Origin of the sequence: Pectobacterium hainanensis (assembly GCF_046237015.1) — a bacterium.
Lineage (GTDB): Bacteria > Pseudomonadota > Gammaproteobacteria > Enterobacterales > Enterobacteriaceae > JBJYIN01.
Genome location: NZ_JBJYIN010000014.1, coordinates 59231 through 75236 on the forward strand (window position 1 = coordinate 59231; position 16006 = coordinate 75236).

11 protein-coding genes are annotated in these 16006 nt (G+C 47.4%); 6 read left to right on the forward strand and 5 right to left on the reverse strand.

The genetic code is table 11. From position 1 onward, the window contains the following. Positions 1 to 58 precede the first annotated feature (58 nt). Together ACKPVM_RS14615 and ACKPVM_RS14620 are read right to left on the reverse strand one after the other, a co-directional pair. A complete protein-coding gene (locus ACKPVM_RS14615) occupies positions 59 to 955 on the reverse strand; it encodes a dihydrodipicolinate synthase family protein (RefSeq protein WP_409310090.1) in 897 nt (298 codons plus the stop codon). A 490-nt stretch (positions 956 to 1445) separates the two neighbouring features. Next, the gene (locus ACKPVM_RS14620) at positions 1446 to 2210 is read right to left on the reverse strand and encodes an IclR family transcriptional regulator (RefSeq protein ID WP_409310092.1); all 765 of its coding nucleotides are present in this window, start codon (positions 2208 to 2210) and stop codon (positions 1446 to 1448) included. Between the two features lie 428 nt (positions 2211 to 2638). Between ACKPVM_RS14620 and ACKPVM_RS14625 the strand changes: the two genes are divergently transcribed. From ACKPVM_RS14625 to ACKPVM_RS14645, 5 genes are all read left to right on the forward strand, one after another. Beyond that, positions 2639 to 4285: a multidrug ABC transporter permease/ATP-binding protein gene (locus tag ACKPVM_RS14625; protein WP_409310094.1), complete on the forward strand. Its 1647-nt coding sequence runs from the start codon at positions 2639 to 2641 to the stop codon at positions 4283 to 4285. A gap of 198 nt (positions 4286 to 4483) precedes the next feature. Beyond that, positions 4484 to 5533 (forward strand): type II asparaginase, encoded by a 1050-nt coding sequence (locus ACKPVM_RS14630; protein ID WP_409310096.1) that lies wholly within the window; start codon positions 4484 to 4486, stop codon positions 5531 to 5533. A 284-nt stretch (positions 5534 to 5817) separates the two neighbouring features. Next, on the forward strand, positions 5818 to 6339 hold the full coding sequence (aroL, locus tag ACKPVM_RS14635) for a shikimate kinase AroL (protein WP_409310097.1): 522 nt from the start codon (positions 5818 to 5820) through the stop codon (positions 6337 to 6339). A gap of 139 nt (positions 6340 to 6478) precedes the next feature. After that, entirely contained in the window at positions 6479 to 6763 is a 285-nt protein-coding gene (ppnP, locus tag ACKPVM_RS14640; protein ID WP_409310099.1) for a pyrimidine/purine nucleoside phosphorylase, read from the forward strand. A gap of 319 nt (positions 6764 to 7082) precedes the next feature. Further along, positions 7083 to 8873, forward strand: a complete 1791-nt coding sequence (locus tag ACKPVM_RS14645) for a methyl-accepting chemotaxis protein (RefSeq protein WP_409310101.1) — start codon at positions 7083 to 7085, stop codon at positions 8871 to 8873. Positions 8874 to 8961: 88 nt separating this feature from the next. On the opposite strand, the gene rdgC is transcribed toward ACKPVM_RS14645, so the two are convergent. After that, on the reverse strand, positions 8962 to 9891 hold the full coding sequence (rdgC, locus tag ACKPVM_RS14650; RefSeq protein ID WP_409310103.1) for a recombination-associated protein RdgC: 930 nt from the start codon (positions 9889 to 9891) through the stop codon (positions 8962 to 8964). A 139-nt stretch (positions 9892 to 10030) separates the two neighbouring features. Here rdgC and mak point away from each other — a divergent pair, with 139 nt between their 5' ends. Beyond that, positions 10031 to 10942: a fructokinase gene (mak, locus tag ACKPVM_RS14655; RefSeq protein ID WP_409310105.1), complete on the forward strand. Its 912-nt coding sequence runs from the start codon at positions 10031 to 10033 to the stop codon at positions 10940 to 10942. A gap of 15 nt (positions 10943 to 10957) precedes the next feature. Here mak and ACKPVM_RS14660 read toward each other — a convergent pair whose 3' ends face one another. Next, on the reverse strand, positions 10958 to 14641 hold the full coding sequence (locus ACKPVM_RS14660) for an AAA family ATPase (RefSeq protein ID WP_409310106.1): 3684 nt from the start codon (positions 14639 to 14641) through the stop codon (positions 10958 to 10960). Then, entirely contained in the window at positions 14638 to 15864 is a 1227-nt protein-coding gene (gene sbcD / locus ACKPVM_RS14665; protein ID WP_409310203.1) for an exonuclease subunit SbcD, read from the reverse strand. Before sbcD ends, ACKPVM_RS14660 begins: the two co-directional genes overlap by 4 nt. Positions 15865 to 16006 lie beyond the last annotated feature (142 nt).

Consider the following 16006-nt stretch of genomic DNA (forward strand, 5'->3'; position numbering starts at 1 on the left):
AAGTCGTTGTCTCAGCATTGAAGCGATTAAATGTCGCTAATCAATGCTGAACGAGCAATTAATCGACCATTATGTTATGGTGCGACAATACGGATTTTATTTTTTGTATTTGAAGGTTATTTAGCTCTCCAAAAGGTTCTTTGCAACGAGTTGAATGAATGATGCCTCTAATTTCTAATGCTTTTTTAAAGGTTGCGATGAATGGATCATTAATTTTGTAGATGTCCATCAGTTGATCAACTTGATTTTGATGGTTCGCAATCATTTCCAAATCATTAAGCGTAAAGGCATTTACCCATGATTTAAAAAACTCGGGAACGATATTGGACAAACCGCCAATACACCCGTTTCCACCAGAAAGAATATTATGTGCGAAATTATTATCGTATCCGGCATAGACTTCAAAGTCTGGAATTTCAATTTTAACCGTATTAATGATATCGGTAGTGTGATTGGTATCCGGGATTGTATCTTTGATACCGACGATATTGGGATATTCTCTTGCCAGACGGAGACATAATTCGGGAGAAACTGAATAGCCGGTTCTATCAGGGAAGTTGTAGATAAATATTTTTGCATTAGTCTGTGAGGCTATTTTACTGTAAAAATAATAAATTGCTTCATCAGTAAGACGGAAATAGTAGGGGCTGATGATCATGACACCGTCTAGCCCACAATCATAAGCATAATTTGCAAGTTCTATGGATTCATTAATATCCATACGGCTTGCTCCGGCATACACTTTCATTTCTCCACGATTGAAGTCAGAAGCAAGTTTTATCAGCGCTTTTGAGGTTTTCATATCAAGTGAAAAGAATTCTCCGGTGCTGCCCATTACGACAAACCCCGTCACTTTATCCTTAATAAAATCGTAGACTCGAAGATTTTCATCTGCATCCAAATTGCCATTTTCGTCAAACAGGGTGACGACAGGGGTGATGTAGCTGCTTTTCATTTGCCCTCCGTTTGTATATACAAACAATGTTTTTATTTATGAACGTTAAGCATTTTACTCGGCGGAAATGGCAAGTCAAATATTTCAATTTCTATATTTTCTTTTTTTATCAATAGATTATTTTGTTTTGAGCCTATGGTTAGTGTATATTTATATGAGAAATGCGCTTGTGATCACATAGCGCGTTGAGAATAGTGCAAGCGGTTGGGACGTTTTTATACGCATGTGGTTGTATAAATAAGAATCGTTATCAGTAATAGACCAAGCGGGTAATCGCGTTATGCTGATGGCGATTACTGTTTACCGAAAACGATCTGGTGAAGGGGAATCGATGGGGAACGGCTTTACTTCAGTTGGCACGGCGTTCACGACTTTCGCAGATGATCTTGTTGTTAAGGATAAATAAGATCTTCCTCCGGTTTTTATGGAGGAATTGAAAAAAACGCAAACTAACTTAGCAATAAATTTAGTGTATGAAACGAATGAATCGCTAATTATGAATGTCAGGTAGTTTATCTAATGTTAATTCAATTCTTTCTTTAGCACGAAGTAATGAATTGATAACATTACTCTTTTTTTCTTCTGTTGCCCTGAAGTAGGGAAGCGAGACGCTTACCGCGGCAACGATATTTTCTTTCTGCTGTAAAGGTACAGCGAAGCAAATGGTTTCTTCGTTAATTTCCCTGTCATCCATCGCGAAACCGAGTCGATTGACGTCGTCCAACTGTTTACGTAATTCAGTAAAATTTTGAATACTGTGAGAAGTAAGCGGCGCTAATTTTTCAGGATATAGTGCCATGATCTGAGCATCCTGATGACGATAGAGCAACGCTTTTCCCAGGGCGGAATAAATGGCTGGCAAGCGGGTTCCAATTTTTGAATTTAATTGTACCGTCTGTTCACCCTGAATTTTATCGATATACAATACCGATGCACCTTCAAGGATACCCATTTGGCAAATTTCATTGCATTCTGAAACGATATTTCTCATTTCTGCACGTACAGCCTGAAGCCAAAATTCTTTTTCAAACGTGGTGCTGGATAAGGCCATGCATGATACACCCAGAGAATAGACGCATTCTGTGGGGTCATAAGTAACATATTTTCTATGGTGTAACGATTTTAAGATTGGAAAAATCGTTCCCTTCAGTATTCCCGTTTTTTGGGCCAAACCGGACAAGGTCATTTTTTCCTCGCGCGCCAGAGATTCTAAGATAAGTAACACCCGCTCCGTAGGATTATGAAGACCTGTCATTTTTCTCTCTGTATCGCCCGATGAAATAAGGAAAGCGCCATTTAACTATATTTTCTGCTTAACCTCCAGAACTGAATATCGATATTTTGATATTTTATTTTTAATATCAATTGGTTGTGTTTGTTTTATTCGGATTGGCTGGAGACGATCATTCCCCGTCATGCCGCGAGTAGTTGCTTGTTATCGGTTGGGCTTCATTTTCTGGTGAATAACGCTCGGTTTCGTACTCGCCATCGATTTCGCACTAATCATATGGCTGAACATCGCCCTTTCCCCCTCTCAATCCGTGTTTAGCTAAGTCAATGGCGAACCGCTTTTTGTTAACCCTGAATCTTCGTTAACGCAATGCATATGAGAATTGTTCTTGATATCGATACCGACCATATTACACTGCGTGCGATTTCTATTATTACAGAGAACAAAAAGTTATGGAGCTGCTTCGCATCGTTTTCCAACAATATCGCTGGCCTTTCCTGGCTGTTATCGCGTTAAGCCTTATCAGTGCGGCGCTGGGCATCGGGTTAATTGCTTTTATCAACCTGCAATTGATTGAAGCGGCAAGTCAGTCTTTGGCCGTGTTACCCCAGTTCTTGGGGCTGTTAGCGTTGTTAATGCTGGTGACGCTGGCTTCTCAATTGGCTCTGACGACGCTGGGGCACCATTTTGTCTATCGCCTACGCGGACAGTTCATTAAACGAATTTTGGATACCAATATTGCGCGTATTGAGCAGATTGGGAATGCGCAATTGCTTGCCAGCCTTTCCAGTGATATTCGCAACATTACGATCGCATTTGTACGCCTGCCTGAATTGGTTCAGGGCATCATTTTAACGATCGGTTCCGCCGCTTATCTGGCCTGGCTGTCTCCAAAAATGTTGACGGTGACTTCAATTTGGGTCGCTGTCACCATCTGGGGGGGATTTGTCTTAGTTTCCCGCGTATATCGTCATCTAAGCACCGTTCGTGAGGCGGAAGATCGACTTCAAAAAGATTATCAGATGGTGATTGAGGGTCGTAAGGAATTAGCGCTTAACCGTGAACGGGCACAGAAGCTCTATGATGAGGTTTATCAGATTAATGCTCAGGATTATCGCCAAAATGTGATTAAAGCTGATACTTTTCATCTGAGTGCGGTGAACTGGTCCAACATCATGATGCTGGGGGCGATTGGTGCCGTATTTTTTATGGCTAATAATCTGGGGTGGTCTGATACCAATGTGGCCGCAACGTATTCACTCACGCTGTTATTCCTGCGAACGCCATTGCTTCAGGCCGTGGGCGCACTGCCGACATTGCTGAGTGCGCAGGTGGCGTTTAATAAATTAAAAACGCTCAAGCTGGCTGAGTATCAGGCTGAATTCCCTTCAGCCACCGCTCCGGCAAATTGGCAGACACTGCAATTACGTGATGTTGTTTTTCGCTATGAAAATACAGCGTTTGAAGTGGGGCCCATCAATATCACCGTCCAGCGCGGGGAGTTGGTTTTTCTGATTGGCGGTAACGGTAGCGGCAAATCGACGCTGGCGATGCTGCTGACCGGGCTCTATACGCCAATTTCAGGTTCGCTGCTGTTGGATGGTGTTCCCGTTACGGCAAAGACGTTGAGCGACTACCAGAAGCTATTTTCCGCTGTTTTCACGGATTTCCATCTTTTTGGGCAAATGATTGGGCCGCAGGGAGGAGAACCTGATGAAGCATTGGTAGACGCCTGGCTTGATCGCTTGAACATGCGTCATAAGTTGGAGTTTGACAATCACAATGTGACCAATTTGCAGCTTTCTCAGGGGCAGCGCAAGCGTGTTGCGCTTCTGCTGGCTGTCGCCGAACAGCGAGATATTCTCTTATTGGATGAGTGGGCTGCCGATCAGGACCCTCAATTTCGTCGCGTATTCTATCTTGAGTTGTTACCGCAATTACGGGCCTTGGGTAAAACCATTATCGCGATCAGCCATGACGATCATTACTTTGAACATGCCGACCGTTTGCTCGAAATGCATCAGGGGCAACTGTCTGAACTCACCGGTGAGGCTCGCGAACAGGCCAGTCAGGATGCGGTTGCGCAGATCAGTCGGTGAGGGAGATCACAAAATTTTTTTAATTTCTATATTGCTGATTTCATAGAGGAAGCTATACAGCCAGAAACCACTGGGGCATCATGCTGACCAATGCCAGCCCTCTGCTGGCAGAGGGATCAATCATCAACTAACGGACCGTTATTCTGAATCGCCTCTGTGGTTCATGATGACGTCCACGCATATTAGGTTGGTACAGGTATGAAACGGATGTTTAAGTCGTTATTTGTGGTCGTGTTGGTCTGTTTTTCCGCGTTATCCAGTGCGGCGGAGAAACTGCCTAACATTATGATTCTGGCAACGGGGGGCACTATTGCCGGTTCGGCTGCGGCGAATACGCAAACCACAGGATACAAAGCCGGTGCGCTAGGTGTCGATACGCTGATCAATGCAGTGCCTGAGTTGAAAACGCTGGCGAATATTAAAGGCGAGCAGGTTTCCAATATCGGCAGTGAAAATATGACCAGCGATGTGTTACTGAAGCTAAGTAAAAAGGTCAATGAACTGCTGGCGCGTGACGATGTCGATGGCATCGTGATTACGCACGGTACTGATACGCTGGATGAATCACCGTACTTCCTCAATCTGACGGTAAAAAGTGATAAGCCCGTTGTCTTCGCCGCGTCGATGCGTCCTGCAACGTCAATTAGCGCAGATGGTCCGATGAACCTCTATGGCGCAGTGAAAGTGGCTGCGGATAAAAATGCACGCGGTCGCGGTGTCATGGTGGTACTGAACGATCGTATCGGGTCCGCGCGTTTTATCAGTAAAACCAATGCCTCTACGCTGGATACGTTCAAAGCGCCCGAAGAAGGGTACCTTGGCGTGATTATTGGTGACAAAATCTATTACCAGAACCGTCTGGACAAGATTCACACCACGCGTTCCGTATTTGATATCACTCAGTTGGAAAAACTGCCGGCGGTCGACATCATTTATGGCTATCAGGACGATCCTGAATATATGTACGATGCCGCTATTGCGCATGGTGTAAAAGGAATTGTCTATGCTGGCATGGGTGCAGGTAGCGTCTCTAAGCGTAGTGATGCCGGTATTCGCAACGCTGAACGCAAGGGCGTCATTGTTGTCCGTTCCAGCCGTACTGGTAGTGGTATCGTTCCACCGGACGCTGGGCAACCGGGTCTGGTATCTGATTCACTGAACCCTGCAAAATCACGTATTCTGTTGATGTTGGCGTTGACAAAAACCACGAATCCGGCGGTGATTCAGGAGTATTTCCATACCTATTAATGCTGTTTTCAGGATGAGAAAAGCCGCTGATATTATTGTATCTTGAAGAAGAAAAGGTTTGAGATCGACGTAAAGCCCTGTTATTGATGACAGGGCTTTTTTGTGCCAGATAGAATTTCAACCTGCGTATACTTGTCCTCTTTCGCTTTGCAGCGGTGTTGGTGACGTTTTGTTTAAAACGTCAACGATTACCCGGCAACTTGAAATCTATTGGGTATCGCGGATCTAACTGTAATATGATGATGCCTGAAACGGGTTTGGTGAAAATAAGGATACGTCATTAAATGACACAACCCATCTTTATGGTTGGTGCCAGAGGCTGTGGAAAAACGACGGTCGGGGAGCAACTATCACGTGCGTTAGGATACGACTTTGTCGATACTGACGTTTTTATGGAACAAACCAGTAAAATGACGGTTGCCGATGTTGTCGCTCAAGAGGGGTGGCACGGTTTTCGGCAACGGGAAAGTCTGGCGTTGCATCAGGTCACGTCTAATCGTAGCGTGATTGCGACGGGAGGCGGCATGGTGCTTGCCGAGGCGAATCGACGTTTTATGCGCGATCGCGGCGTGGTTATTTATCTGCATGCGAGTGCTGACCTGCTGGCTCAGCGGCTTGAGGTTAATCCCCAAGACCAGCAACGACCGACGTTGACGGGGCGGCCTATTGCCGAGGAAATGGCGGATGTGCTGGCCGCGCGTGAAACGCTTTATCGCAGTGTGGCGCACCATATTATTGATGCGGGACAAGGGCCGACGATCATTGTGGCAGAAGTCATGCGTGCATTACGCCTGTCGGTGGCATAAACCGGAAAAAGCGCGACTGGTAAAATAATCATCAGTTGGTGTTACCGATGGCGCACTTTCATGGAATAGAGAGTGACAGCGGCGCAGTTCTCCTTTTAAGATGAATTTTCTTGGTTTTTTCGACTATAGGTGCCGCGCTATGCTGAATGTGAATGAGTATTTTGCAGGGAAAGTGAAATCTATTGGTTTTGATAGCGGCAGTATCGGCCGTGCCAGTGTGGGCGTGATGGACATTGGTGAGTATACGTTTGGGACCGGGAGCGCTGAAGAAATGACGGTCATTACCGGCGCATTAAAAGTATTATTGCCTGGGGCACCAGATTGGCAGGTTTTTATGCCGGGTGACTCCTTCTTTGTTCCTGCACAAAGTGAATTCAATTTAAAGGTTGTCGAACCGTCGTCTTATTTGTGTAAGTACTTGTAATATTTACATTCGATTTGTCTGCGCCGTTATTCATTATTATGTATAGCGGCGTTTTTATTTTCTGACAGATATATATGCTTTTCTTATAGGTTAATTATGGCTTTATATGCTGCTTGTTTTATATTTTTTGCACCTTTACGTGGTGATTTTCTATGGTGTTAATGTTAACCGCTTTTTTTTAAATAAAAGGTAGATGAATATCGCTATTTATGCGGCTTTTTTTCTTGGTCATTAAGGCTGTTTAATTGTGAACTGAATCAAGTTTTATTTTATGGTGCCGTTATGAGTTATATAACTATTCTATGCTAAGAGTCTCTCCATGCTTAAAACAACACGATCCCGTATTATGGCGGCTTGTACTTGTATTGTTGTACTCTCTTTAGCCATAAATACGTTTTTAAACTACACCATTGCGAATAATTCTAACGAAGAATCCATCAAAAATACGTTGAACGCCGTGACAATCAGTCATGGGCTGGCGATCGGTGATTGGGTACTTTATAAAACGCAGATAATTGCCGCGTTGCATGATAATCCTCGACTGCATGACGATCCCATTCCTTTGTTCAAGCAGATTGCCGCTTCCGGCGGGTTTTCCAATGTTTACATGGGGTATGCGGATAAAACTGCGAAATTTTCTACGCCAGATGGTATCCCTGCCGATTACGATCCGACGATCCGTCCGTGGTATCAGCAGGCGGTGAATGAAGGAAAAGCGCTGATAACGGCCCCTTACGTGGACGCGGGAACCAAAAAGTTGGTGGTGTCCTTTGTTGCACCGGTTCTGAGTGATGGCACGGTGAAAGGTGTGGTGGGGAGCGACGTGACGATGCAAAGCGTGATCGAAAATGTGAAATCCATTCATCCGACACCTTCCAGCTTTGGCGTGCTGATTGACAATAACGGTTTGATTATCGCGCACCCTGATGAAGCATTAGCGCTGAAAAATATCATTGAAATTGCGCCTAATATCCGCCTGTCCGAGTTGCTGGCATCAAAGACGCCGATGGAAGTGATGGTCAGCGGGGCGGCGAAACTGATATTGGCTCAGCCGATCCGTGGGACGAACTGGTCTATGCTGGTTGCGTTGGATAAGCATGAAGCAACGGAGGGGATGCGGGCTTTATTGTTCTCTTCTTTGGGTACGTTGCTGGTTATCTCCCTGCTGGGTGCGCTGGTTATTGGTTTTATCATCAACGCGACGCTGAAGCGTTTGCTTTTGATTCGTGATGCCATGGATGACATCAGTAATGGCAATAACGATCTGACACAGCGTTTGCCTGATGAAGGCCATGATGAGGTGGCGCAGATAGCCCGGTCGTTTAACACTTTCATTGATAAACTTAGCCTGGTAATGATCCAGATCCGTGATATTAGCGCGTCGTTGCAGGTTGCTGCCGATGAGATCTCGGCGGGGAATAACGATCTGTCGTCACGAACCGAATCTGCGGCATCCAGTATTCAGCAGACGGCGGCTTCGCTGGAAGAGATTTCTGCGGCAGTGACACAATCTGCCGGCTCGGCACAGCAGGTGAATGCTAAGGCGTTGACGCTGGCGAAAGATGCGTGCGATGGGGGTAAGGTGGTATCCGATGTGATTGTGACCATGGAGGACATCGTGGCGGCATCGGGTAAAATTGGCGATATTATTGGCGTGATTGACGGCATCGCATTCCAGACTAACATTTTGGCACTCAATGCTGCTGTCGAAGCCGCTCGTGCCGGTGAACAAGGTCGCGGGTTCGCGGTTGTGGCCTCTGAGGTGCGCAGTCTGGCCCAGCGTAGTGCGCAGGCGGCGAAAGAAATCAAAGTGCTGATTGAATCGACCGTGGGTAGCGTGACGTCAGGTTCTGTACAGGTGCGTCAGGCCAGCGATACGATGAATGAAATCGTGGGTGGGGTCTCGACGGTGACGACGGTGATGTCTGAGATCACGCATGCCGCTGACGAACAAATGCGTGGCATCAATGAGATTAACAAAGCTGTCGCACAACTGGATTCCATGGTGCAGCAGAATGCCGCGTTAGTTCAGGAATCGGCTGCCGCTTCCGCCGCCTTACAATCTCAGGCAGAAGAGTTGAATGCTGTTGTAGGGCACTTCCGAGTGTAGTTTGAACTTTTCTTTGCAAATGAACAGAGCGTCCCCACCGGAGAGTCGGTGGGGCGTGTTTATGCCCGTCGTGTGATAAACGAGAACGTTAGCGTTTGGCTTCACCGCCAAGCGCTTCAATTAAATTACCGATCAGTGCTGCCAGTTCGCTGGTCATCAGAATAAAATCAGCATCAAAGCGTTGTGCGAAATCATCCCGATCGATGTCATCATTCTGATCCCGTAGTTCATCTGAAAACTTCAGTCGTTTCAGTGAACCATCGTCTGACAGAACCAGTTGAATACGTTCTTGCCAGTCCAGCGCCAGTTTGGTGACCAGTTTACCTGCTTCAATGTGTACGGCGATTTCGTCACTGACCAGATCCTGTTTTTTACAGCGAATAACGCCACCTTCTTCCAGAATGGCTTTTAGTTCAGCCTCATCCTGTAACGCAAAGCCAGCGGCGGGTTCGCCGGAACGCACCCATTCGGTTAACGTTAGTTCTATCGGGTTTTCCAGCGTTAAAGGGACGACAGGGAGTGAACCCAGCGTTTTACGCAACAGTGCCAGCGTATCTTCTGCTTTTTTGGCGCTGGCCGCATCGACCATAATCAGCCCGTTGACGGTATCTATCCACAGCCATACCTGACTGAATCGGCTGAACGCGCGTGGCAGCAGGCTGTGCAGCACTTCATCTTTCAGCGAGTCTTTCTCAGTTTTTTTCAGTTTACGATGCTGCTCTGCTTCCAGACGTTCAATTTTGGCCTGTAGCGTCTGTTTGATGACCGGAGAAGGCAGAATTTTCTCCTCTTTTCGGGTGCAGATAACAATCTGCCCATTAACGACGTGCGTTAATGCGTCACTGTGAGAACCCATGGGTGAGACCCAACCGGTTTTCATCATGTCCTGACTGCCGCAAGGCGTAAAAGCAAAGCTGTTTAGCTGTTTCTCCAGTTCATCCGTAGATAAGGCGTTGTCTTTGGATAAAACGGAATCCGGGCTTAAACGATAAATCATTAAATTTTTAAACCACAGCATGGTGTTGTCCCTGACTGGGCGCGCAGGTCTGCACGCGGGTTTATTGATGCAGCGCGCATGATAACGAATTCGGCGAGCTAATGTAGAATAAAATGACATGATTCAGTGCAGGTTGGGATCGGACGTTAAGGGGGAAAGGGTGCGAATTGGGATTGATTTAGGTGGGACAAAAACGGAGGTTATCGCGTTGGACGATGAGGGGCAGGTGTGTTTCCGTCAACGTGTGGCTACGCCGAAAAATGATTATGCGGCGACAATCAACACCATTGTGTCGCTGGTGAAAAGTGCTGAACAAGCCACTGGGCGAGAAGGCTCGGTGGGTGTGGGGATCCCTGGGACGATCTCGCCGTTTACTGGCAAAGTAAAAAATGCAAATTCTGTCTGGTTAAACGGTCAACCGTTGGATCGTGATGTGGCAAACTTGCTGGGACGTCCGGTCCGAGTGGCTAATGATGCTAACTGTCTGGCGGTATCAGAAGCAACAGACGGCGCGGCGGCGGGTGAGAAAACGGTTTTTGCCGTGATTATCGGAACGGGTTGTGGAGCAGGGATCGCGATTGATGGCAAGGTACATGCTGGCGGCAATGGGATTGCCGGTGAATGGGGGCATAACCCTTTGCCGTGGATGGATGATGATGAATTACGCTATCAGCGAGAAGTCCCCTGTTACTGTGGTAAAGCGGGTTGCATTGAAACGTTTATTTCCGGTACTGGTTTTTCGATGGATTATCAGCGGCTTAGCGGTCATGCCTATCAAGGGGAAGCGATCGTTGCGTTAGCGGAACAAGGCGACAGATTGGCAGAGCAGGCTTTGCAGCGCTATGAGCATCGTCTGGCGAAATCACTGGCGCACGTCATTAATCTGTTTGACCCTGATGTGGTGGTCTTAGGGGGCGGCATGAGCAATATCCCCCGTTGGTATCAAACCGTTCCCGTGCTGCTGAAAAAGTGGGCGTTTGGCGGTGAATGTGTCACGCCAGTGCGTCAGGCAATACATGGCGATTCCAGCGGCGTGCGTGGCGCCGCCTGGCTTTGGCCGCTTAACCCATGATGTGTACCCAGTCGGTTACATGGCAAATTGAGACGCTAAGCGGCTGAGTCCCAACCCGTTAACCTTCTCAACGTTGATTTGTATCGGGATACGTTCTTTCATTGCGTCCACATGGCTGATAACACCAATGGTTTTACCTGATGCATTAAGATTATCTAACGCATCCAATGCGGTATCGAGGGTTTCGGCGTCCAGCGTGCCAAAGCCCTCGTCAAGAAAGAGTGAGTCGATACTAGTTTTGTTGCTCACCAGATCGGATAGTGCCAGCGCCAATGAGAGGCTGACCAAAAAGCTTTCGCCGCCAGACAGGGTGCGGGTATCCCTGATAGCATCCGCCTGCCAGGTATCCACGACCTGAAGTTCCAGTTCTTCGCTGGCTTTTCGCTGGAGCAGGTAACGACCATGTAATCGGGACAGTTGTCGATTTGCTAAATAGACTAAATGATCCAACGTTAGGCCCTGTGCAAAACGCCTGAATTTGTCTCCTTTTTGGGAACCAATCAATTCATTGAGGCAGCTCCAGTCATCATGCTGCTGCTGGCTTTGCGCAATTTCAGTGAGTAACGCCTGTTGATTTTGACGGTGACGGCGATCGTCGTTGAGTCGCTGACGGATCTCTCCCTGTTGTTGATGATTCACTTTTAGTTTTTCATGAAATTCGAATAGTGCCTGTTCAATTGACTGCGGGGTCATATCTTCGGCAAGCGTCGCTGGCCGCTGTTGGTGGTGGGCAGATAATTGCTGTTCTGCTTGCTGGTACAGGGCGACAGCCTGCTGTCGTGTCTGAGAGAGTTGTTCTTTCTGTTGTTGCAACTCATGGCGTTCCTGTTCATCAATCAGTGCATGAATGAAGGCCTTTTCATCAGGAAAACAGCTGTTTTCTAATGCCTGAGTAAAAGCCAATTCGGCGTTTTTGGCCATTTGAGCAACATGCTCCCGCTGTTGCTGAACGCTACTCAACTCTCCAGCTAATCGACTCAGTGAGGATTCTGCCTGCTGGCGCTGATGTTGTATTTGTTGAGTCGTTTGTTCATGTTGTTGACTGATTTGACGAAGCTGCTCATTGGCTTCTGCGACTTGTCGGTGACCAAAAAGCTGTTGTCGCTGTTGTTGATGTGTTTTTAGCTCTTTGGATAATAAGGCCTGTTGCTGGGTTGCATTCGTGAGTTGCTTTGTTATTTCTTCAAATAAATCATTAAGATGCTTTTCTTCTGCTTCTAGTGTGATAAGGCGATTTGAATGTTGTTGCAACTGCTGTTCATTGTTCCGCCAGCGTTGCCATTCTTCCTCTCGCTGCGTCAGCCAGGCCGCTTGGTCTGCCTGAGCTGGCAGGGAGAGATTAACGTTTTCTAACGTTTTCACCCATGCTTGTAAGTGCTGTAATTGTTGCTGTTGCGTTTGCTGTAATGATTGTTGTACCTCTGTTTGCGCATTTTTTAGCGTTTGCTGTTGCTGATGATTGAGCACGAGTTCTTGTCGTACGTTTTGTTGTGCAATGGTCGCGTTAGTCAGTGAATCCTTACTTTCTTGCCATTGTCTTTGGGTCTGCTCGCGTATGGATATTTGCTGCCGTAGCTGTTGCTCGGCCGCTTCACTGTTATCCAGCCAACTCTGCACATCGATAGATTGTTCTGGCGTAAACTCTACTTGTAAGTGCTTACCAACATTCAGCCACTGCTGTAACAGCGTTTGATATTCATCATTAAGCCGTGAAGCGTCGTCTAATTGTTGCTGAAGCTGTTGGTTTAATAACGTCAGGCGTTCATCACGCTGCACTACGGCACTTTCCAACTGACTGGTTTCGTGACGCAGTTGACGTAGCCGACTTTCGGTTTCCGATGGCTTGATCGTTTGATAGCGAGCAATCGCGGGATGATGAAGCGAACCGCATAACGGGCAAGCCTCTTCTGGTTGTAAGCGATTCCGCTCCTCTTCCAGATTCACAATGCGCACTTCCAACTGATATCGCTGTTCCAAATCGACTAGATGGTCATTTTGTTGTTCCCAGCGTTGTTTTTGCTGCTTTTGCTCGCTGTTCTGCTGTTGGATCGCTTCCCGTAACTGTTTTTGCTGTTGCTCAGTTTGACGCTGACGAAGGCTTAGGGTGTGAAAGAGCGCCAGCAACGTTGAGAGTGTGTTACGGTCTGAATGGTGTGTCATCGACTGGCTCAGTTGATGATGTAACGCCGCTAAAGGTTGTTCGGCCTCCAACGCCTCCAACACGTTATTGCGTTCTGCGAACAGCGACTGTGCCTTATCGGTCTCGGTTTGCAGCATCGTCTGACGTGAGGTCAACGCGGTAGCATGCGAACGGAGTTGTTCTGCCTGTGTGGCAAATTGAGATTGTTTTTGATGCAGGTTTGAGATCTCATCTTGCCACTGCTGCTGCCGTTGGAATTGAGTACGCCACAGTGGGAGATGTTCACCCCAATGTTGATGTTGCGTGTTTTGTTGTTGGTAAAGCAGGATCTGTGCAATTTGTTGCTGGGTCGCTTGTTTTTGCTCGATAGTTTGAGTCAGCTTTAGCCGCGTTGATTTTTGACGCTCTTCTGTTAGTTCATCTTCTTTTTTCTGCTTCTCTATCTGTTGTTGCAGCGTTTGAATATGGTGATCGAGCGGTATCACCTGATTATTGATTAGGTTTTCTTGCTGTTGGCGATAGTCGGCATGCTGGCGTAGCGCCTGATTAGCCCGTTCTTCTTGTTCACGCAGCGCCGTAAGTGATGCGGCTTGAATTTGCTGCTGCTCGTTCAAACCGGACAGGCGTTGGGAAAGCGTGATGGACTCTTTTTGGTCGCGATCTCTTTGTTGTTGCAGCGGGCGTAGTTTCTCTGCGGGTTCGCTCTGTGCCAGCCGTTCGAATGCAGGTTGGGCGTTGTTGATGGCGGTTTCTGCTGCGATGTGCTGTGTTTTTGCCGTCACAAGTGCGGATTGACGCTGTGTCAGTTGCTCAAACCAGCGTTGGTGAGTCAGTGCTTGCTCACGTTCCACGTTAATCGTCAGTTCTTGCTGGCATAGCTGGGTAAGTTCAGTTTCCCATTGTTGCCGCTGTTCTTCACTTAGAAGTTCAATACCTGAGGCTTTGGCCTGTAGCGTATCCAGCGCGATTCTGGCCTGTTTATGTTTTTCAAAGACGCGCTCTGAAATCAGCCCGTAGATATCGGTGCCGGTCAACTCTTCCAGGAGTTCTGCGCGCTCGTTTGGGTGAGCATTAAGGAATGCGGCAAATTGCCCCTGTGACAGCATCATGGAACGGGTAAAACGGCCGAAATCCAAACCGGTGATTTCGGCCGTCATTGCCAATTTCTCTGTCAGTTTCTCACACAGAATTTTGCCATTGTCTATCAGTGCTAACTCGGCCTTTGGCGTTTGCAGGTTGCCTTCAGCTGCGTTTCTGGCACGTCGTTGACTCCAGAATGCACGGTAGCCAATACCTTTGACTTCAAATTCAACTTCTGCCAGACATTCCGCCGTACCGCGTGTCATCAGTTCATTTTGGCTGGCGGAAATATTCTTGAGCCTTGGCGTTTCGTGATAAAGCGCCAGACAAATGGCATCCAGTAGCGTGGTTTTCCCTGCGCCTGTCGGACCGGTGATCGCGAATAGTCCGTTATGAGAGAAAGGGGCCTGAGTGAAGTCAATTTTCCATTCACCTTTCAGCGCATTGAGATTTTTTAAGCGTAGGCTGAGGATTTTCATCTGGCTTGTTCGTCCTGTTCCAATTCGTGAATGACCTGCCCGAATAGCGAACGTACCCGTTGTTGACGGGACATTTCCAAATCGGTGGCCGTTGCCAGACGGCGTTCGAAAACGTCATGTACAGTCAGTTCCTCTAATGTTTCTTTTTCCTGCCGAGCGATAGCTTGTTGATATTGCTCACGATGGCGACGTAATAGCAGGACTTCAACGGGTAAATCGTCAGTCAGCGCCTGAATGTGTTTCTGGACATCGCTGAGGTAAGACTGTGTGGTGATTTCGATATCCAGCCAGACGGGTTTTTCTCCCTGATAATGCCTGAACGCGGTGAGCTGTTGTTCAATGTCGTCCAGACTGCCTTTGATCAACTGCATCGGTTGGCTGACTGGCACCGGCAGCGTTTCAACCTGTGGTGAGTTTTGCTCATCGAATGACACCAGATACACGGATTTTTCGCTGCTTAATTCATCGAAGCTCAACGGAATAGGAGAACCGCTATAGCGAATATGGGCACGTTGCGTCACGCGTTGTGGTCGGTGAATGTGACCGAGAGCGATGTAATCGGCGGGTGGAAATGCGCTTGCTGGAAAGGCATCCAGCGTACCGATGTAAATATCGCGTACAGCGTCGGATGCGGTGACCCCCACCGTTGTCAGGTGACCACTGGCGATAATAGGAAGTGATAACTGTAATTCGTCACGTTTTTGGCAGGCCAGTTGATAACATTGTTCGTAATGATCGGCGATGGCGTGAAGTAATGTTTGCTGTTTTTCCTCGCCGGATTGCCCAGCCTGACTGGTCATCAGGTCTCGTGGGCGCAGAAAAGGAATCGCACAGAGTATGGCACCGGGTTGGTGCTGACGGTTTTTGAGCACAATAAGCTGTTTATTGAGATCGCCGTCTGTACTGGCGATCACGTGGGTATTCAGACAGGCTAACAAACCCCGCGATTCATTCAAGGTCGCGACCGAATCGTGATTGCCCCCCAAAATAACGAGCTGACAGTCTGTTTGCTGTAGTTGAACCACAAAGTGGTAATACATTTCTCTGGCATAGCTGGAGGGAGTGCCGTTATCAAAGATATCTCCTGCTACTATTACTGCATCCACCTGATGCTGCTCGACTTGTGTCATAAGCCAGTTCAGGAAAGCCTGATGCTCGGCCGCACGGCTTTTTGTATAAAAATGCTGCCCTAAATGCCAGTCGGCGGTATGAATAATACGCATGAAACGCTCTGAACGGTTGCTATTGCCATATTGGCGATTATAAACAGTCATCGTCACGGCTGTCGTTGCGAAAACTTTTTTTTGGAAAGCGGCTCGAAATTTGAATTCTATTTCAGTCCTGTTGTTACTCCGTAACGATGAA